A 17,684-nucleotide genomic window follows, 5' to 3' on the forward strand; every position below is an offset into this window, starting at 1 on the left:
ACCGATGCCGCATGGCCCACACGGCCCGGCCCATCGGCCCGGAGGGATGGCACCGCCCATTGAACCGGCCGCGTGTTCGCTAGCGCACAGACCCCCTGGAGGGTCGGTGCCAGGGTTGGGCATGAGCGTTCGACCCCGCGCGGACACCGCGCCGCCCTGCCATCTGCATGCGTCCGGTCGAATCGTTTGTGATGAATCTTTACACCTGGTGGTACACGCAGACGGCCACGAGGCGTGCCGAACCCCGAATGCGACAGGGACGATACCATGAGGCTTGAGTACCAGATGAGGGATGAGTACCAGACCAAGAACGCATTGCGGCGCGCGGCGGAGGCCCGCCTCGCAAGGGTCGCTTCCCGGGAGCCCCCCGAATCGACCCAGGCGCTCGTGCACGAACTCCGGGTTAACCAGATCGAACTGGAGATGCAGAACGAGACCCTGCGTCAGGCCCAGCATGAACTGGAGGAATCGCGTAACCGCTATGTCGATCTCTTCGAATCCGCCCCGGTGGCCTATGTCATCCTTGCGCCCGATGGCCGGTTGACCGACGCTAATCAGCTCGCCACCCGGCTCCTGGGCCTCACCCAGGCACAGTTGCTTGAACATTCCTTCGACCAGTTCATCGCTTCCTGCGACCGGGAGCGGTGGCAGGAACGGGCCGCGGCCGTGTGGGCGGGCCGCCTCGACGCACCCCAGGAGCACGAACTTCTACTCCAGAATGCGGAGGGCTCACAGTTCCCGGCCCAACTGCAATGCGGCGTGCTGGACCGCTCCCACACCGGGACCACCATGCGCATCGCGTTCTTCGACATCACTGAGCGCGCCGAGGCCGCCGCAGAGATCCACCGGCTGGCCTATTTCGATGCGCTGACCGGCCTTCCCAACCGTCGGCTCCTACTGGACCGCCTGGCCCAGACGCTGGCGGCATCCGAGCGCAAGGGCCTCTACGGCGCGATCGTGTTTCTCGACCTCGACGATTTCAAGGTGCTCAATGATACCCGGGGTCACGACGCCGGCGATCGGCTCCTCGCCGAGTTGGGACAGCGCCTGCGTGCCGGGCTGCGCGAAGGCGATACCGTGGCGCGCATGGGCGGAGACGAATTCGTGGTCATCCTGGATGGCCTGGGGCCGACGCGGGACAGCGCCGCCCTGCTCGCCCAGAGCATTGGCGAGAAACTGCGTCAAAGCATTGCCGAGCCCGTCAAACTCGGCGACTTCGCGTTCCACTGCACGACCAGTATCGGCGTGCGCCTGTTCGGTCCGGGCGAAGCCGAAGAAGAATTGCTCCAGCATGCCGATCTGGCCCTGTACCGGGCGAAATCGGCCGGACGTAACCGGGTAATCTTCTTTGACCCGTCCATGCAGGCAGTGCTGGATGCCCGGGGCATCCTGGAGGACGCACTGGGCCAGGCGCTAAGCAAGGGACAGCTCGAACTGCACTACCAACCCCGGTTCGATGGAACACGGCGCGTGGTGGGGGCCGAGTCGCTGCTCCGCTGGCGACACCCGAAACACGGATTGATGGCGCCTGGCGCCTTCCTCGGGATGGCCGCGCAGACGGGTCTGATCCTGCCCATCGGACGCTGGGTGCTGGAGATCGCCTGCGCCCAGCTCGCCGCCTGGGCGCAGGATCCCACTACCCGCGAACTCACCCTGGCGGTCAATATCAGTGCGCTGGAGTTCCAGCAGGCCGATTTCATCGATCAGGTCCGCCAGGCACTGGAGTCCACTGGCGCCAATCCGGAAAAGCTGACCCTGGAGCTGACCGAGGGCGCGACCCTCGACAGCAGTGAAGCGACCATCGCACGGTCGTGCCAGCTTATGGACCTTGGCGTTCGCTTGTCGGTGGATGACTTCGGACGGGGGTGGTCGTCCCTGTCTCGCCTTACACGGCTGCGGCTGCAGGAAATCAAGATCGACCGATCGCTGGTGGCCAACATGGGTCAACCGGGCAATGACGCCACCCTGGTTTCGGCCATCCTCGCCCTGTCCAAGAGCCTGGGGCTTGCGACCGTTGCCGAAGGCGTGGAAACCGAGGCACAGCGCCGTCTCCTCGCCGATCAGGACTGCGATACCTTCCAGGGTTTCCTGTTCAGCGCGCCACTGCCACTGGACGATTTTCAGCGGCTATTGCGCAAGGCAGGGCCGCGCCCTTAGCCGTTGCGGTGAGCAGCGCTCGTCGAGGTTCTGTTCCGCATTTTCTGTCGCAGCCGTTCCTGCCCGCTCCAGATTCTCGCAAGGGCACTCCTGGAGAAGGTAGTGCCATCGCCCCCCTCTGCGCAGGTACCCATGCGGTCGAGGGCGTCACCGGCGGCGTTTCCGAGCTCGTTGGCGGTCATGATCTCTCCTGTCTCCGGACTGAAAGCGAGTTCCACAGCGCGGACGGCCCGTCTCGTCCAGGCTCCCCCGAGTAGAAAACCGACAGCCCGCTACCCGGGCTGACCCGACTTAGGGAAACGCTACCGAACAAGAATGCCATCCCCCCGGGGACGACTCTGTTCGCCGCCGAACAAAATACCCTTCCGTGCACGGCCCCTCCGATCGCCCACCGGCCCAGGCGTGGTCTACCCGCCCCTTGGTCCACACGGGTTGGGTGGCCCACGCGCCGGGTGAACTCAAGCCCGCACGCCTGCTCGCCGGCCCCGCCTTACTGCCTGGCCTTTCTCGCTTCGGGGAAGACCCGCGATGTGTGCGGGATCGTACAGACAGCCCATCGGGCACGCGCCAGACTTTCTCACAGGTGCTGGTCAAGAAGACCCGGCCACAAAACGGCCCACAACACTGAGGGAAACGCCATGACACTGGGAACCATTCTGCTCATCGTCCTTGTCCTGCTGTTGATCGGCGTGATCCCGACGTGGCCGCACAGCCGGAACTGGGGCTATGCCCCGGGCGGGGTAATCGGCGTGGTGCTGATCATCCTTCTCATCCTGCTACTCACCGGCCGGATCTAGTCCCGATCGTTACTGCCGACGGACATGCCGCCACCGACACCCCGAAGCCCAGGCAGCACCAGACCGACACCGTCCACGGTGACTTGGTCCATACCCATCTGGAGAACAAGATAATGAGACAGTTGCGATATTTACCCCCGATCTTCCTGACCCTTTTGCTGGCCCTGCTCCTCGCGGGTTGCGCTGCATCGAATGAAAGACAGACTGTCGGCGAGTACGTCGACGACAGCGTGATCACCACCAAGGTGAAGGCGGCATTGTTCAACGAGCCATCCCTGAGCGGCTTCGAAGTCAGCGTCGAGACCTACGAGGGCCGCGTGCAGTTGAGCGGCTTCGTCAGTTCCCAGGAGGACATCAACAAGGCCGTCGAGATCGCACGTGGCGTCGAGGGCGTACGGTCGGTCGAAAACGACATGCAGCTCAAATAGCGGTCGGACCCCGCTACGCACGCTCGGCCACCCTGCCGAGGCCGCGATCGCGGTGACGCGCCGCCACTCGTCCATGCTCCATGACGGCCCGCCCATTGGGGCGGGCCGTCATCGGTTTGCCCTGGGGAAACACTGATTAATGTACACGTTCGCGCTCGAGTCGCTTTTGCGTGCGAACAAGGCGCGGTGACTGCCGTGCAGTCATTCTGCACAAGGGAGCCGCAACGCCGTTCCCACGCCCGTTTTTGTCAACAACGGGCGGCCGAGCCCCTGCGCTCAATAGCTCGTGGGGTTGGCACCCCCTGTTCCCCGATCCTGCGTTGCGCCGCTTGCGGGTAGAACCACTACCCGCTACACGACGCGCCTTGTCTCGGCAAACAGGGGGCACCAACGCGGGCGTGCGATAGATCAGCGTCTCCCTAGTCCCGCAACCCGGCTTCCAGCCTCTTGGTCTCGGTGATATCGACCATGGTGATCACCACCCCGTCGATCACGTTGTCCACCCGCCGATAGGGCATGATGCGGACCGTGAACCAGCGCCCGTCGTCGGTCGTGATCTGTTTCTCCGAGACGGCCAGGGTGCGCAGGGTATCGCGGGCATCGTCATGCAGTTCCGGGTATTCCAGGCTGGTGGTCAGATCGCTCAGCGGCCGGCCGACATCGCTCTCCCGGAGTCGGAAGACTCGGGCCGCCTGATCGGTATAACGCCGGACATCCAGATTCTGATCCAGGAACAGGATGGCGATATCGATGCTATTGAGCACGTTCTGCATGTCGCTCTGCGCGAGCGCGAGATCGTCCAGCTTGGCCTGCAGCTCGGCATTGATCGTCTGCAGTTCCTCGTTCATGGACTGCATCTCTTCCTTCGAGCTGTTGAGCTCCTCGTTGGACGATTGCAGTTCCTCGTTGGCGGATTGCAGCTCCTCGGTCGCAGCCTGCGACTCTTCCCGGGCCGTGCGCGCCTCCTCGCGCAAGGCCTCGATCTCGGCGCGGTATTGCTGCAGCTCGGCGGCATGCGCGGCCGGCATTGCCCCCTTGCCCTTGTTCCTGCGCCCACCCTGCCCGGCCGTGCTCGGGGCCAGATCGCGGAATACGATCATGGTCATGCCCCGCAAGGGGGATGCGTCATGAAAGGCATGCACGGTGACATCGACGCGCTGCACTCCGGCGTGCGTGGGCACCTCCAGGCTATGCAAGTGCACGGGGCGGTCGGCCTTCGCGGCCTTTTTCAACGCGCTGGCCAGAGGTCCACCCAGGCCTTCGCGCGCCATGGCGAAGATATTCCAGTTGGCCTTGCCGGCGGCCGGCTCGAGGTACTTTCCGGTATGGCCGCTGACGTAGACGATATCCCCATCGGCATTGAGCACGACCGCGGCCGGCGCGTATACCTGCAGCAGGACCTGATCGGCCTCCGCCTGCAGCGCATCGGTGGGTTGGGAGGAAACCTCGGATGGGGACACGGGACGCTCCTTGCTCGGGCCGGACAGGGGCGGGAAGGCATGAGGCAGGAAATCGCGCCCACCCATGTAGGTGTGATCCTGGCGCTGATAGAACCGCAGCCGCGACTCGATCGGCGTGAACAGATGGTTGAATTGCCCGACGGTCTCGGAAGTCCCCAGAAATAGTACGCCACCCGGGCGCAGACTGTAGTGGAACAGGGGCAGCAGCTTGCGTTGCAATACTGGCCCAAAATAGATCAGCAGGTTGCGGCAGGCAATCAGGTCGAGCTTGGTGAATGGCGGATCGAGGATCACGTCATGCTGGGAAAACAGCACCATGTCCCGAATGCCCGGTATCACCTGATAGTGGTGTTCATGGGCGGTAAAGAAACGCGCCAGCCGTTCGGGCGACACATCGTCCGCGATCGCGAGTGGGTACCGGCCCCGGCGCGCGGTCGCAATGCCGTCCGGGCTCAAATCCGACGCGAAGATCTGCAGCGTGACGGCAGGGGGCGGCTGCGATCGCTCCATGACCTCGGTGAACACCATGGCCAGCGAATAGGCCTCCTCGCCGGTCGAACAACCAATCACCCAGGCGCGAAGCTTCTCTGCCCCCTTCTGTCGCTCCAGAAGCTCGGGCAGCACCGTATCCGCCAGATACTCCCAGGCGGCGGGATCACGGAAGAAACTGGTCACGCCGATCAGCAGTTCCTTGAACAGCAGTTCGGCTTCCTGCGCGTTGTGTTCGAGGAACGCTGCGTACTCCTCCAGCGAGGCGATGCCATGGATGGCCATGCGCCGTTCCGTCCGGCGCTGCAGCGTGCTGGGCTTGTACAGCGAAAAGTCATGGCGAATCCGCTGCTGCAACGCGGCAACGATCCGTTCCAGAGGCGTGGAGATGGCCGAGGGGAGCGCCTCGCCCGAAACGGCGCTCGCCTCGCGCACGACGGCCAGGATCCGTTCCGGCAGCTCGCTCGGCGTCGCCACGATATCGGCACACCCCGCATTGATCGCGCTTCGGGGCATCGAGTCGAACTGCGCCGATTCGGGGTCTTGCACCGCCGTCAGGCCGCCCACGGCCTTGATCGCCTCCAGGCCCGCCGTTCCGTCCGAGCCCATACCGGAGAGCACGACACCGATGGCGCGTTCGCCTTGCCCACCGGCCAGCGACGAAAACAGGATATTGACTGGCAAGCGCATGCCCCGTGGCTCTGCGGGTGCGCCCAGGTGCAGCGTCGTGCCGACCACGGTGAGTTCCGTGTTCGGCGGAATCACATACACGTGACCGGGCTCGACGCGCATGCCCTGTTCGGCCGCACGCACCGGCATGGCGGTGACCCGTTGCAGCAGTTCGGGCAGCAGCCCCTTCTGGGTGGGATCAAGATGCTGCACCACGACACAAGCGATGCCGCTGTCCGGCGGTATGCGGTGCAGGAACTCCTCCAGCGCAACCAGACCGCCGGCCGATGCCCCGATACCAATAATGCGCACCGCCTCCGGAGCATCGACAGGGGAACGGTTACCCATACTCAGCGCCTCCCGGGCAGACTCATCGCGGCGATGATTCGCACCTCGAGACGATCAGCAATACGTCCTCGCCCCCCGGGCCCAGGCTCGCGGTCATTCGCAAAAGTTCTGCGCCATCACCCCCTCGGCTGCTGGATTCAACCGAGCAGCAGACACCCCCGGCGCCTTCCCGGCACGCATCAACCACGCCCTGGATCGCCGACTGGCTGCCCTGCGCGAACCACGACGCCAGGGGCGCGCCCTCGAGTCCATCCGGTGCCGTACCGAGCAGCTCCGCGCCGGCACGATTGCCTTCGAGGATTCTTCCATCGAGCCCGACCACCAGGTACCCCACCGGTGCAAACTCATAGAGACTTCGATAACGAGCCAGGGCCTGGTCCAGCTCCTCCTGATCGGTTCTTAGCTGGAAATTCTGCAGATCCAGCTCGACCTGGTGGGTCTGCAGTTCACTCAGCAGCCTGAGCGCATCCGCGGCGGTATCGGGGTCGCTTGCCAGGCGGTAAAGGAGCGTCAGCGAATCCGGGCCAACCGTCCAGCCACCGGTAGGCGGAGCCGAGCCCTCTTTAAGCCGGGACTCGGCCTCATGGCGCAATTGCGACTGTCTCTCGAACTCCGGGCTCAGCTTCCGCATCGGTCCTCCAGTCAAATCCATCCCGAGGTCACGACCCCTGGTGCCCGCATGATAGCCCGGTGCCGGGTCGTTCTGCTTCCCGGCGCACGCACCGCGATCGCAGCCGGTGACCGGGGTCACCCGTGGAAGTCCGGGTCAAGTGGAATCCTTGATGTCCCTCTTCAGGTCGCCATATCCCGCCTGGAGCTTACCGCCCGCCTTCTGAGCGCGCCCTTTCACTTCCAGTTCCTTGTTGCCAACGACCTTTCCGGCCGTCTGCTTTGCCTGGCCCTTCGCCTCTTCGACGCGGCCCTTGATCTGGTCCTTGTTCATGTCCCTCTCCCATTAACGATTGTCGAAAAAGGAGTCACATCCGAGATGGCCGCCCGGCCCACCCGTCAATCACTTACGGGGCCCGACCCGCCTCTCTGCAACGGTCACCGGCGTGTCCGAGCGACCACCCGCGTTCCCGGCGTTTCGCCAGCTTCAAGCTACGTGAGCGCCAAGCCCAGCGTCTGTCTGTTGCCGAACAAAACCCGGCAGCGGAACACAACCCGTCCTGCTTCGGCATGCGGCCATGCGGGTGTCTGTGCGCCACAAGCCAGCCAATGCAGTGACCTCGCAGCGTGCGCGGCCCGCTTGAATGAGTCCCGAAACGCCCTGTGCGGTGCCGCACCGACGGGCAATCCGGCCACGCATACGCTTAAAGGCGAATCACGGGGTTCGGACAGCCTGTTGCCGAACCCGTCCAACCAGGAAAAAGCTCATGAACCAGATCATCTACATCGTCGGCGCCATCGTTATCGTCCTGTTCATCCTGGGCTTCTTCGGACTCCGATAGGACCCGCATCGTCGCCGCGGAGGGTTTGCCCGCAGCTTTGCCGGGCCGCCGAACAGTCCGCCGGCCATTCAGGGAGCGATCACAGGCCCCCATCCACCAGACAGGGTGCAGCCCGGGCACCCTGTCCGGCATGGCCGGTTGCACGCCAAGGAAACCCTGATCCATTCGCACGTCCGGCACCGGCGGCCGACGCACGCGTCGAACGCCCTGCCGGAGACCCCGCTCTGTATGTCTACGCGCGTACCGGAGGTGTCTGCGTGCTTGCGTGTTCGAAGGGGACCAGACGTTGCCGCTCCTCGTCCCACAGGGCGAGCCGGGCGCAATGGAGGCTTTGCTTCAACGTGACACGGCTGATCTTGCGAAGCTGCGGATGGTCTTCCAGCACCTCGGGCAATCGATAGAACGGAATGCGGCTGGCGAGATGGTGGACGTGGTGGATCCCGATATTCGCGGTCATCCAGCGTAGCGGAGCGGGCAGATCATAATAGGAGCTGCCGTAGAGCGCCGTTTCCTGGAAGCTCCACGCCTCGTCGTGCGCCCACCGCGTATTCTCGAACTGGTGCTGGACATAGAACAGCCAGACACCGATCGCGCCCGCCAGAACCGCGATCGGCAGGTGCACCAGGAGGAAGGTGCCCGCACCCACCAGCCACATCATCCCAACGACGACCAGCACAATGCCTGCATTGGTACCCATGGTGCTCAACCAGGGCATCCATCCCGCGCGCAGGAACCCGACGGGTAGGCGGTTGCTCAACATGAAAAGGTACACCGGACCCAGCCCGAACAGGATCAGCGGATGCCGGTACAGCCGGTAACGCAGGCGTTGCCAGGCAGACAGGGCCTGGTATTCCCGCACACTCAAGGTATCGATACTCCCCTCGTCCGCCCGATCCAGATTGCCCGAGTGCGCGTGATGGAGGGCATGCGTGTGGCGCCAGAAGTCGTAGGGCGTGAGCGTGAAGATGCCCAGCGCCCGTCCCACCCAGTCATTCGCGCGCCGGGACGGGAAGAATGACCCGTGCCCGCAGTCATGCTGGATCATGAACAGCCGCACGAGAAATCCGGCAGCGGGAATGGCCAGCACCAGGCCAACCCAGTAGCCGGCGCTCACACTGGCCCAGGTCAGAAACCAGAAAAGGCCGAACGGGATCACGGTAACGACCAGTTCAAACACGCTGCGCGCGAGAAGCGGCGTACGATACGCGGACAGTGCGCGCTGTAACGCTCGGGGATCATCGACGGGTTCGACAACCGCTGCTTGTGGCTCCATGCTGGGACTCCGTACTTGGCTCGACTCCAACGGCCGGGTTCGCACCCCACCGCCGGCGAGCCGGTTTCTAACACCGGGCTTTCGGTCTCGATACAGGAGCGGGTCCGAAAGCCGTACACTTCCAGCCTATAGTGGGGCCAGGCGCGCTCACTGTATGTTCGATCCCACACACTGCGCCCGCAGTACCATGGCAGTTTCGGCCCCTCCCCCCACGAACCTTGTCGTCTGTTCGCCCCCGCGAGGCCGCGCAGACACCCTGGTCACGCCAATTGGACACGCACATTGAACGTGGAACGTCCAAACCTCTGTAGCACCCGGTTGTCACTCGATCTGCCCGCCATTCAGGCTCGGCTCCGCGTGGCCCGGGTCGACACGCATGCGGCTGGACGCCCCCCGAAAGAATCCTGTCGGCTTCACGTTTACGTAAATAGAGCGTTGACGCCCAGCAACCGTGAGGCTATTAAAGCAACATGGCTTTGTAACGATCGAATCCATGAACACTTCAGCCAGCAGCGATGGGGCACCGTCGCGCTTGCGGCCACCGGGGGGGGCTTATGTACTGATTCAACCTTCGGGCAGGGGGGCCAGGATGCCGTACTCCGATAGACTTCGCGCGAACGAGTTGCTCGCAGGACTTCCGCTCGACGATTACGCGCATCTTTCCCCGCACATGGAGGCGGTACCCATGCCGTTGGGGGAAGTCCTCGCCGAGCCCGGACACCCGATGCGCTACGCCTACTTCCCCACCACCGCCATCGTGTCCCTCCTCAACGTGATGCAGGATGGCGCAACGACCGAAGTTGCCGTGGTTGGATACGAGGGCATGATCGGGGTCTCCTTGTTCATGGGCGGCGAGAGCACATCCAGCCGCGCTGTCGTGCACAGCGCCGGACACGGGTTCCGGCTGAAGGCCCAGGTCCTGAAAGACGAGTTCACCCACGGCGGGCACATGCAGCAATTGCTGTTGCGCTATACCCAGGCGCTGCTGACCCAGATGGCACAAACGGCGGTATGCAACCGCCACCACACCCTGGACCAGCAACTCGCCCGCTGGCTGCTCCTGAATCTCGACCGTCTGCACGCGAACACCCTCGAAATGACCCAGGAACTGATCGCCCATATCCTGGGCGTGCGCCGGGAAGGCATCACCTGCGCCGCCGGAAAACTGCAAAAAGCGGGCCTGATCGAGTACCACCGCGGGCACATCACCGTGCTCGACCGGCCCGGTCTGGAAGCGTGTGCCTGTGAATGTTATGCGGCGGTGCGGGCGGAATACCATCGTCTGCTGTCGACGTCGCCTGATCTGCAAACGGGAGGCCGATTAAGCGTGTCTCGCTGACAGCCCCCGCGATCGCCATGGATTCAGAGCCTGGTACCGGGCCCATCCACCACGAACGTCGCGGGCCCGGGTGCCATTCGCATGCTCTCGCACGCCTCCCCATCGCCGCAGTTATACAAGAACCGCCGCAACCTCCAGCCAGCCCTCCTGCCGCAAACCACACGATACGATCCCGGGCGCCTCGACCCGCCGTACCCATGAATGGGCGTCTCCCTCCGCGACGGCATGCCGGTCGATCCCCCTCGACGCGGTAATGATCGTGTTTCTTGCGCCCCGGCCCGCCGCACCCTAGCGTGGCGGGCTTACTCAGGCACGGATCGACCCATGCGCCAGATGTCTCCCCGAGAACTACAGGACTACCTCGCCCAGGCGGAGAACCCGCCGCTGCTCCTGGATGTACGCGAGCCCTGGGAATACGAGCACTGCCACATCGGGGGCTCGCAACTGCTCCCGATGGGCCAGATCCCGACGGCCTATCAGGATCTGAACGCCGAGGACGAGATCGTGGTGATCTGCCACCACGGGGTGCGCAGCCAGCAGGTCTGCGGATTCCTGGACCGGGCCGGATTCCAGCACGTGATCAACCTGACCGGCGGCGTCGATGCCTGGGCGCGCGATGTCGACCCCCACATGCCGACCTACTGAACCGCGTGCCCCGCAGACCGGCCCTGTCGATCATCATCCCGGCCTGGAACGAGGCCGAATGGCTGCCACGCACCCTGGCGGCGGTGCAGGAAGCGCTATCCGGCATTGACCGGAACAGCGAGATCATCGTGGTCGACAACGCCTCGACCGACCGCACGCCACAGATTGCCCAGGCCGCGGGATGCCGCGTCGTGTTCGAACCCGAGCGCCGCATCAGCCGCGCCCGCAATGCCGGCGCGGCCGCAGCCTGCGGCGATTACCTCCTGTTCGTCGATGCCGACACCTGGCCCGACCGCGCCCTGTTGCAGGCAACACTGGACGCGCTGGACAGCGGCGAGGTCTGTGGGGGTGGCGCACGGGTGACCTTCGACCACCTCAGCCACTGGATCTATCGCTGGGGTGCCACCGCGTGGAACACCCTCTCCGCGCGCCTGGTTCTGGCGGCTGGCTGCTACGTCTTCTGCACCCGCGAGGCCTTCGCGGCGGTGGGCGGCTTCAGCGAGGCCGTGTACGCGGGGGAAGAGGTGTTCCTGTCCCGCGCGCTGAGACGCTGGGGCCGCGCGCACGGCCAGCGCGTCGAGATCCTGGAAACGCCCGTACTGACCTCCGGCCGCAAGGCGGACTGGTTCCATCCAGGCCGCCACATCCTCGTGGTGACGCAGGTGTTGCTGTTCCCCTGGAGCCTGCGCTCACGCCGCCTCAGCTGGTTCTGGTACACCCGCCCACGCCGGCATTAACAAAACACATCGAACTCCAGAACTTGGCCTCTCAGGATGATGGCACCAGCAGCGTCAGGCGCCGGGCCTGGCGGCATACCGCCTCGGCCGTGCTGCCCAGCAGCAGGTCCGTGACCGGGTTGCGACCGCGCTTGCCGATGACCACGAGATCCGCGGCCTTTTCCTCGGCCACCCGACCGATCACGACCGAGGGCTTGCCCTGGCCGACGAGCACGGTGTCGAAGGGGCGCTCACCGGCCCGCTGCGCCAGCCCCTCGACGTGGGCCTCGATGGTCCGGCGCTCCTCGACGCGTTCGGGATCATCGCCCCAACGCCCGACCGCCACCACCACCCCGCGCCGACACTGAGGCAAGACCTGCAAGAAGACCTCCTCGGCAGCCGCTGCGGCCTTCGAGCCATCCGTCGCCAGCAAAGGGCGACTCACCGGGGCCTCGGCCAGTGCCACATCGCCGCCGGTGGGTGCCAGCAGCAGCGGGCGCCGGGCGCGGCGCGCCAGATCCAGCACCGTGCTACCGAGCAAGATGTCGCGCAGCGAGCTGTGACCATGGCTGCCGGCCAGGATCACGCCGGCACCACGCTCTCGGGCCACGCGCTCCAGTTCGGAGGCCACGGCGCCCGCGCAGACGGCCGTATCGATCTCGAAACCTCGCCCCCGAAGCCGGGTGGCCATTTCCTCCAGGCGCTCTTCGTAATACGGGCCATGCCCCAGCTCGGGGGCCTGGGTGTACCCCCCAACCAGCACGTGGACCAGGGTCAGCCTGCGGCAGCCCAGCGCTCGCAGGCGTTCTAGCTGGCCCTCCAGACGGGCCGAGGCGGGCGAGAAGTCCACTGCAACCAGAATATGTTCGAACATCGCGCTCTCCAGCCTTTAGTTTTGGCTTTGGCCCATTTCGCCTTCCACCACCAGCCGGCGCCAGCGAAACAGGCCCTCCCCATCAATACGATAGGGACCCGCACCGAGATCATCGGCGACGAAGACCCGGACACCATCGATCTCCCGGACGGTATAACCGTCCGCATTACGCGGTGCGCCCGGTTCGGCCACCGGCACCGCGGCCTGGCCGCCACAGCAGCCGTGGCGCGTAGACAACCGCAGCGTCACCTCGCCGCCCTGCCCGGCCAGCCAGTCGCGTGCCGCATCGGTCAGGGTAACCGCGGTCATGCCGGTTTCCCCTCGGTGTCCGCCGGGAACCAGTGGCGAGTGCGATTGGCGATACGCACCAGCGCCAGCATCAGCGGCACCTCGACCAGCACACCCACCACGGTCACCAACGCCGCCCCCGACTGCAGGCCGAACATCGCGATCGCCGCGGCCACCGCCAGCTCGAAGAAGTTGCTCGCACCGATCATCGCGCCGGGGGCCGCTACCGCATGACGCACCCGCCAGGCCTTCGCCCAGTAGTAGGCGATGTAGAACACCAGGAAGGTCTGGATGATCAGCGGGATCGCGATCAGCACGATATGCCCCGGGTTCTCCAGGATGCGCTCGCCCTGGAAGGCGAACAGCAGGACCAGCGTCACCAGCAGGCCGATCGGCGTGACCGGGCCCAGACGCTTCATGAACACGTTGTCGAACCACTCGATGCCCTTCTTGCGGATCAGCCAGATGCGCGTCAGGTAGCCGGCGACGAACGGAATGACGATGTACAGCAGCACCGACAGCGCGACCGTGTCCCAGGGCACGTGGATGTTCGACACGCCCAGCAGGAGCACCACGATGGGGGCAAAGGCGAACAGCATGATGATGTCGTTCACCGCCACCTGCACCAGCGTGTAGGCGGCGTCGCCGCGGGTCAGGTAGCTCCAGACGAACACCATCGCGGTACACGGCGCCGCGCCCAGCAGGATCGCCCCGGCCAGGTATTCGCGCCCGAGGTCTTCCGGGATCCAGGCGGCATACACCACCATGAAGAAGAACCAGGCGATCGCGAACATGGTGAACGGCTTGATCAGCCAGTTCACCGAGGTGGTAATGGCCAGGCCCTTCGGCTCCCGACGCACGCCGAGGATCGCGGAGAAGTCGATCTGCACCATCATCGGGTAGATCATCGCCCAGATCAGGATTGCCACCGGGATCGACACCTGCGCGTATTCCCACTTTGACAGCGTCTCCGGAACGACGGGCAGGAACTGCCCCAGGGCGACGCCCGCCACGATGCACAGCGCCACCCACACGCTCAGGTAGCGCTCGAAGATCCCCATGCCTTCCTTCGTCGAGATCTCCTCGACGGAGGCGTTCCGGTCGGTCATTGCTTCCTCCGTATCTGCCCAGGTAACGCGTCAGCAGCAACCCTTGGCTTCATTGTCACTAGCTGGCCCGCACGAGACGGTTGATGTCCCTTCCGGTACACAGCAGTCACCGGTCCCTTCATCCTGTGCGCCGAACATCGGGATGCTCCCGAGCGTGTGATAACTCTCCCACGCGATCCCGGCCGGATCGGTGGTCCAGTACTTGTCGGATTGCGCGTAGCAGCAATGCGTGCCCATCTCCTCGTGCACGTCCGCGTCGATGTCGTCCAGACGCTGGCCCAGCTCCTCGAGCTCGACCGCCTCTTCGGCCTGGATGCCGAGGTGGTTCAGGCCCACCGGCGCACCGCGGGCCGACACCGCGAAATTGACCCGCGGGTCCTCCAGCATCCATTTCGCGTAGTCGCCCTTGACCACGCTCGGCTGGGTCGCGAACAGCTGCGAGTAAAAGCGGATCGCCGGTTCCAGTTCCGGCACGGAAACGTGCAGGTGCATGCGCTTCATGGATCATGACTCCTTGATTCACTACATTTCGCGGATCGGCCCGGGGTCCCACGGACCATCCCGGGTGGACCCGGCTCGGCTCGGTTGTTGCGGTCCCCACCCGGGCGCGTGGTCTATCGGACGTGCCGGCCCGGCACTTGCGGAGTCGCGGTGGCTTCCGTATCCCCTGCACAGTCCAGGGCCGCAGGCAACGCGCAGCCGTCGGCGTCGGCCGCGCAGCAGTTCTCGGTCAGGTAGGCGACCAGGTCCTGCATCGCGTCGAGATTCACCCGATAGCGCTGGTAGCGCCCTTCCTGCGTGACGGTCAGCAGACCCGCCTGCGTCAGGGTCTTGAGGTGAAACGAGAGGTTCGTGCGCGGCAGTTCCAGGGTTTCGGCGATCTCGCCGGCGACCAGCCCGTCATGGCCGTGACGCACCAGCAAGCGCACGATGTCCAGGCGAATGCCGGAGGCCAGCGACTCGAACATGTTGGTGGCGGTGCCCTTGTCCATCGGCTAATATTTCAACGCTCCTTGTATCGTTGTCAAGTGACAGGACCCAGTCGCCGTTGCCGCGGGCGCGCACCTTTTTCTCAAGAACCGCCCGATGCCTCCCCGCTCAGCCTGCAGGGTTCGCGCCGGACCACCCGGTCGCCGCCGGTCTGTCGGGGTTTTTCCGCGGGGCATCGAGGCCCGGTATACTGCGCGGTCTTCCGTTCAACTCCGACCACGACGCCCGAGCCGCCATGAACCCGCGCCTGGACCGGCTACAGCCCTATCCGTTCGAACGCCTGCGCCGGCTGTTCGCGGACCTGCAACCGCCTGCGGCCCGGGAGCCCATCGCGTTGTCGATTGGCGAGCCGCGCCACGCACTGCCCGATTTCGTCGAACCCGTCCTGCGGGCCTCCCTCCAGGGCTTCAACCACTACCCGACCACACGCGGCGAACCGGCCCTGCGCGAGTCCATCGCGGCGTGGCTGCAACGGCGGTTTGATCTCGGCAATGTGGACGCGGAACGGCAGGTGCTTCCGGTCAGCGGAACCCGCGAGGCCCTGTTCGCGATTGCCCAGGCGGTCGTGGCGGAGAAGCCCGGCGCCCGCGTGCTGATGCCGAATCCGTTCTACCAGATCTACGAGGGCGCGGCGCTGCTCGCCGGGGCCACGCCGGCCTTCTACGACCTGGCGCCGGAGAACGGCTACCTGCCCGATTTCTCGGCAATCGATACGACCACCTGGGAGGACGTGCAGCTCGTCTACATCTGCAACCCGGGCAACCCCGCCGGGGCCTGCATGTCCGAGGCCGCGATGCAGGATCTGATCCGCCTGGCCGAGCGCCATGACTTCATCATCGCGGCGGACGAATGCTACTCCGAGATCTACCACCCCGATGGCGAGCCGCCGGCCGGCCTGCTGGGGGCCGCGGCGCGCATGGGCAACGCCGCATTCGAGCGCTGCATCGTCTTCCACAGCCTGTCCAAGCGCTCCAACCTGCCGGGGCTACGCTCTGGTTTCGTGGCCGGCGATGCGGCCCTGCTCGACCGCTTCGCGCTGTACCGGACCTACCATGGCTGCACCCTGCCGCCGCCGACGCAGGCCGTCAGCCGCGCCGCCTGGTCAGACGAGGCCCACGTGGCCGAGAATCGTGCCCTCTATGCCGAGAAATTCGCTGCAGTGGTCCCGATCCTGGAATCGGTGATCGACGTGCGAGCACCCGCCGCCGGCTTCTACCTGTGGCCGCGCGTGCCGGATGGTGACGACGAGGGCTTTGCCCGACGCCTCTACGGCGAGGCGGGGGTCACGGTCCTGCCGGGGCGCTACCTCTCCCGGACCGACCCGGAGACGGGGCACAATCCCGGGGCCGGACACGTGCGCATGGCGCTGGTCGCCGCGCCCGCCGCCTGCATCGAGGCGGCCGAGCGGATCACCGCGCTTTATCGTTAACGCCACTCATCAATTTATTTTTCATTGCCTTAAAGGGAATACCTAATGTCCGATATCCAGAGCACCATCGAAGCCGCCTTTGAACGCCGCGCCGACATCAACCCGCGCAACGTGGAAACCAACGTCCGCGACGCCGTGAACGAGGCGCTGGATATGCTGGACACCGGCCGTGCCCGCGTCGCCGAGAAAAAGGACGGCGACTGGGTGGTGAACGAATGGCTCAAGAAGGCCGTGCTGCTGTCGTTCCGCATCTCCGAGAACGAGTTCATCAAAGGCGGCTTCACCAACTACTACGACAAGGTCCCGTCCAAGTACGCGGACACCTCCAGCCGCGACTTCCGCGAGGCGGGCGTGCGCGTCGTGCCCCCGGCCACCGCCCGTCGCGGGAGCTTCATTGCCCCCAACACCGTGCTGATGCCGTCCTACGTGAACATCGGCGCCTATGTCGATGAAGGCACGATGGTAGACACCTGGGCCACGGTCGGCTCCTGCGCCCAGATCGGCAAGAACGTGCACCTCTCCGGCGGCGTGGGTATCGGCGGCGTGCTGGAGCCGCTGCAGGCCGCCCCGACCATCATCGAGGACAACTGCTTCATCGGCGCGCGCTCCGAGGTGGTCGAGGGCGTGATCGTCGAGGAAGGCGCGGTCATCTCCATGGGCGTGTACCTGGGCCAGTCCACCCGCATCTACGACCGCGAGAACGACGAGATCCTCTACGGCCGCGTGCCGGCTGGCTCCGTGGTCGTCTCCGGCAACCTTCCGTCGAAGGACGGCAAGTACTCCCTGTACTGCGCCGTGATCGTGAAGCGCGTCGACGAGAAGACCAAGGCCAAGGTGGGCCTGAACGCCCTGCTGCGCGATGTCTGAGATCGCGCTCTACGGCATCGCCAACTGCGATACCGTCCGCAAGGCCCGCCGGTCGCTGGATGCGGCCGGCGTGGGCTATCGTTTCGTGGACGTTCGCAAGGACGGGCTTGCGGCGGATCGGCTGCGCGGCTGGGTCGATGCCGTCGGCTGGGAGACCCTGGTCAACCGGCGCGGGACGACCTGGCGCCAACTCCCGGACGATCAGCGCGAGGGACTGGATGCGGAACGCGCCATCGCGCTGATGCTCGAACACCCGGCGCTCATCAAGCGGCCCGTCATCGAACAGGACGACGCGATCACCGTCGGCTGGACACCCGAGACCGCGGCCCGGTGGGGAGCGGCCTGAGGCACTCGC

The 17,684-nt window shown here is 65.3% G+C and carries 18 protein-coding genes; 9 read left to right on the forward strand and 9 right to left on the reverse strand.

Features of this window, described 5'->3' with window-relative positions; translation table 11 throughout:
- The first annotated feature begins 387 nt into the window (after positions 1-387).
- The 3 genes from F622_RS0108950 (at position 388) to F622_RS0108965 (ending at position 3,382) form a co-directional block, all read left to right on the forward strand.
- Positions 388-2,157 carry an EAL domain-containing protein gene (locus F622_RS0108950; RefSeq protein WP_019571760.1) on the forward strand — a complete coding sequence of 590 codons (1,770 nt, stop codon included), beginning with the start codon at positions 388-390 and terminating at the stop codon, positions 2,155-2,157.
- A 638-nt stretch (positions 2,158-2,795) separates the two neighbouring features.
- The gene (locus F622_RS13845; RefSeq protein ID WP_018145506.1) at positions 2,796-2,954 is read left to right on the forward strand and encodes a DUF3309 family protein; all 159 of its coding nucleotides are present in this window, start codon (positions 2,796-2,798) and stop codon (positions 2,952-2,954) included.
- A 113-nt stretch (positions 2,955-3,067) separates the two neighbouring features.
- Positions 3,068-3,382: a BON domain-containing protein gene (locus tag F622_RS0108965; RefSeq protein WP_018169928.1), complete on the forward strand. Its 315-nt coding sequence runs from the start codon at positions 3,068-3,070 to the stop codon at positions 3,380-3,382.
- A 419-nt stretch (positions 3,383-3,801) separates the two neighbouring features.
- Here F622_RS0108965 and F622_RS0108970 read toward each other — a convergent pair whose 3' ends face one another.
- From F622_RS0108970 to F622_RS0108985, 4 genes are all read right to left on the reverse strand, one after another.
- Positions 3,802-6,348 carry a chemotaxis protein CheB gene (locus tag F622_RS0108970; RefSeq protein WP_018169929.1) on the reverse strand — a complete coding sequence of 849 codons (2,547 nt, stop codon included), beginning with the start codon at positions 6,346-6,348 and terminating at the stop codon, positions 3,802-3,804.
- A gap of 22 nt (positions 6,349-6,370) precedes the next feature.
- Entirely contained in the window at positions 6,371-6,979 is a 609-nt protein-coding gene (locus F622_RS0108975) for a PAS domain S-box protein (RefSeq protein ID WP_019571762.1), read from the reverse strand.
- Between the two features lie 135 nt (positions 6,980-7,114).
- Positions 7,115-7,291 carry a CsbD family protein gene (locus F622_RS0108980; protein ID WP_019571763.1) on the reverse strand — a complete coding sequence of 59 codons (177 nt, stop codon included), beginning with the start codon at positions 7,289-7,291 and terminating at the stop codon, positions 7,115-7,117.
- 740 nt (positions 7,292-8,031) lie between these two features.
- Positions 8,032-9,072, reverse strand: coding sequence for a fatty acid desaturase (locus tag F622_RS0108985; RefSeq protein ID WP_019571764.1), 1,041 nt, complete (start codon positions 9,070-9,072; stop codon positions 8,032-8,034).
- Between the two features lie 685 nt (positions 9,073-9,757).
- On the opposite strand from F622_RS0108985, the gene F622_RS0108990 reads away from it, so the two are divergent.
- From F622_RS0108990 to F622_RS0109000, 3 genes are all read left to right on the forward strand, one after another.
- Positions 9,758-10,411, forward strand: coding sequence for a Crp/Fnr family transcriptional regulator (locus F622_RS0108990; protein WP_018169932.1), 654 nt, complete (start codon positions 9,758-9,760; stop codon positions 10,409-10,411).
- 324 nt (positions 10,412-10,735) lie between these two features.
- The gene (locus F622_RS0108995; protein ID WP_018176668.1) at positions 10,736-11,056 is read left to right on the forward strand and encodes a rhodanese-like domain-containing protein; all 321 of its coding nucleotides are present in this window, start codon (positions 10,736-10,738) and stop codon (positions 11,054-11,056) included.
- 5 nt (positions 11,057-11,061) lie between these two features.
- Positions 11,062-11,793, forward strand: a complete 732-nt coding sequence (locus F622_RS0109000; protein WP_019571765.1) for a glycosyltransferase — start codon at positions 11,062-11,064, stop codon at positions 11,791-11,793.
- A 31-nt stretch (positions 11,794-11,824) separates the two neighbouring features.
- Here the strand turns inward: F622_RS0109000 and F622_RS0109005 are convergent, their stop codons facing one another.
- The 5 genes from F622_RS0109005 to F622_RS0109025 all read right to left on the reverse strand — a co-directional run bounded on the left by F622_RS0109005 (position 11,825) and on the right by F622_RS0109025 (position 15,035).
- A complete protein-coding gene (locus F622_RS0109005; RefSeq protein ID WP_018650032.1) occupies positions 11,825-12,646 on the reverse strand; it encodes a universal stress protein in 822 nt (273 codons plus the stop codon).
- 15 nt (positions 12,647-12,661) lie between these two features.
- On the reverse strand, positions 12,662-12,955 hold the full coding sequence (locus tag F622_RS0109010) for a CC/Se motif family (seleno)protein (protein ID WP_019571766.1): 294 nt from the start codon (positions 12,953-12,955) through the stop codon (positions 12,662-12,664).
- The gene (gene arsB, locus F622_RS0109015) at positions 12,952-14,043 is read right to left on the reverse strand and encodes an ACR3 family arsenite efflux transporter (RefSeq protein ID WP_019571767.1); all 1,092 of its coding nucleotides are present in this window, start codon (positions 14,041-14,043) and stop codon (positions 12,952-12,954) included. Before arsB ends, F622_RS0109010 begins: the two co-directional genes overlap by 4 nt.
- A 30-nt stretch (positions 14,044-14,073) precedes the next feature.
- Positions 14,074-14,544 carry an ArsI/CadI family heavy metal resistance metalloenzyme gene (locus tag F622_RS0109020; protein ID WP_019571768.1) on the reverse strand — a complete coding sequence of 157 codons (471 nt, stop codon included), beginning with the start codon at positions 14,542-14,544 and terminating at the stop codon, positions 14,074-14,076.
- Between the two features lie 113 nt (positions 14,545-14,657).
- Positions 14,658-15,035 carry a helix-turn-helix transcriptional regulator gene (locus tag F622_RS0109025; protein ID WP_019571769.1) on the reverse strand — a complete coding sequence of 126 codons (378 nt, stop codon included), beginning with the start codon at positions 15,033-15,035 and terminating at the stop codon, positions 14,658-14,660.
- Positions 15,036-15,268: 233 nt separating this feature from the next.
- Here F622_RS0109025 and dapC point away from each other — a divergent pair, with 233 nt between their 5' ends.
- Genes dapC through F622_RS0109040 form a run of 3 tightly spaced genes read left to right on the forward strand, consistent with a single transcriptional unit; the run spans position 15,269 to position 17,675 of the window.
- Positions 15,269-16,462, forward strand: coding sequence for a succinyldiaminopimelate transaminase (dapC, locus tag F622_RS0109030; RefSeq protein WP_019571770.1), 1,194 nt, complete (start codon positions 15,269-15,271; stop codon positions 16,460-16,462).
- A 45-nt stretch (positions 16,463-16,507) separates the two neighbouring features.
- Positions 16,508-17,329, forward strand: a complete 822-nt coding sequence (dapD, locus tag F622_RS0109035) for a 2,3,4,5-tetrahydropyridine-2,6-dicarboxylate N-succinyltransferase (protein ID WP_018145491.1) — start codon at positions 16,508-16,510, stop codon at positions 17,327-17,329.
- Positions 17,322-17,675, forward strand: coding sequence for an ArsC family reductase (locus F622_RS0109040; RefSeq protein ID WP_018169941.1), 354 nt, complete (start codon positions 17,322-17,324; stop codon positions 17,673-17,675). The genes dapD and F622_RS0109040 overlap by 8 nt, the downstream gene beginning before the upstream one ends.
- Positions 17,676-17,684 lie beyond the last annotated feature (9 nt).

Source organism: Thioalkalivibrio sp. ALMg3, from assembly GCF_000381225.1.
In the GTDB taxonomy this organism is placed as follows: domain Bacteria; phylum Pseudomonadota; class Gammaproteobacteria; order Ectothiorhodospirales; family Ectothiorhodospiraceae; genus Thioalkalivibrio; species Thioalkalivibrio versutus.

What these genes read in the sequence shown, in the direction of transcription:
- F622_RS13845 (WP_018145506.1), top strand. Translation starts at nt 2,796, where the DNA reads ATGACACTGGGAACCATTCTGCTCATCGTCCTTGTCCTGCTGTTGATC.
- F622_RS0108965 (WP_018169928.1), top strand. Translation starts at nt 3,068, where the DNA reads ATGAGACAGTTGCGATATTTACCCCCGATCTTCCTGACCCTTTTGCTG.
- F622_RS0108970 (WP_018169929.1), bottom strand. Translation starts at nt 6,348, where the DNA reads ATGGGTAACCGTTCCCCTGTCGATGCTCCGGAGGCGGTGCGCATTATT.
- F622_RS0108975 (WP_019571762.1), bottom strand. Translation starts at nt 6,979, where the DNA reads ATGCGGAAGCTGAGCCCGGAGTTCGAGAGACAGTCGCAATTGCGCCAT.
- F622_RS0108980 (WP_019571763.1), bottom strand. Translation starts at nt 7,291, where the DNA reads ATGAACAAGGACCAGATCAAGGGCCGCGTCGAAGAGGCGAAGGGCCAG.
- F622_RS0108985 (WP_019571764.1), bottom strand. Translation starts at nt 9,072, where the DNA reads ATGGAGCCACAAGCAGCGGTTGTCGAACCCGTCGATGATCCCCGAGCG.
- F622_RS0108990 (WP_018169932.1), top strand. Translation starts at nt 9,758, where the DNA reads ATGCCGTTGGGGGAAGTCCTCGCCGAGCCCGGACACCCGATGCGCTAC.
- F622_RS0108995 (WP_018176668.1), top strand. Translation starts at nt 10,736, where the DNA reads ATGCGCCAGATGTCTCCCCGAGAACTACAGGACTACCTCGCCCAGGCG.
- F622_RS0109005 (WP_018650032.1), bottom strand. Translation starts at nt 12,646, where the DNA reads ATGTTCGAACATATTCTGGTTGCAGTGGACTTCTCGCCCGCCTCGGCC.
- F622_RS0109010 (WP_019571766.1), bottom strand. Translation starts at nt 12,955, where the DNA reads ATGACCGCGGTTACCCTGACCGATGCGGCACGCGACTGGCTGGCCGGG.
- arsB (WP_019571767.1), bottom strand. Translation starts at nt 14,043, where the DNA reads ATGACCGACCGGAACGCCTCCGTCGAGGAGATCTCGACGAAGGAAGGC.
- F622_RS0109020 (WP_019571768.1), bottom strand. Translation starts at nt 14,544, where the DNA reads ATGAAGCGCATGCACCTGCACGTTTCCGTGCCGGAACTGGAACCGGCG.
- F622_RS0109025 (WP_019571769.1), bottom strand. Translation starts at nt 15,035, where the DNA reads ATGGACAAGGGCACCGCCACCAACATGTTCGAGTCGCTGGCCTCCGGC.
- dapC (WP_019571770.1), top strand. Translation starts at nt 15,269, where the DNA reads ATGAACCCGCGCCTGGACCGGCTACAGCCCTATCCGTTCGAACGCCTG.
- dapD (WP_018145491.1), top strand. Translation starts at nt 16,508, where the DNA reads ATGTCCGATATCCAGAGCACCATCGAAGCCGCCTTTGAACGCCGCGCC.
- F622_RS0109040 (WP_018169941.1), top strand. Translation starts at nt 17,322, where the DNA reads ATGTCTGAGATCGCGCTCTACGGCATCGCCAACTGCGATACCGTCCGC.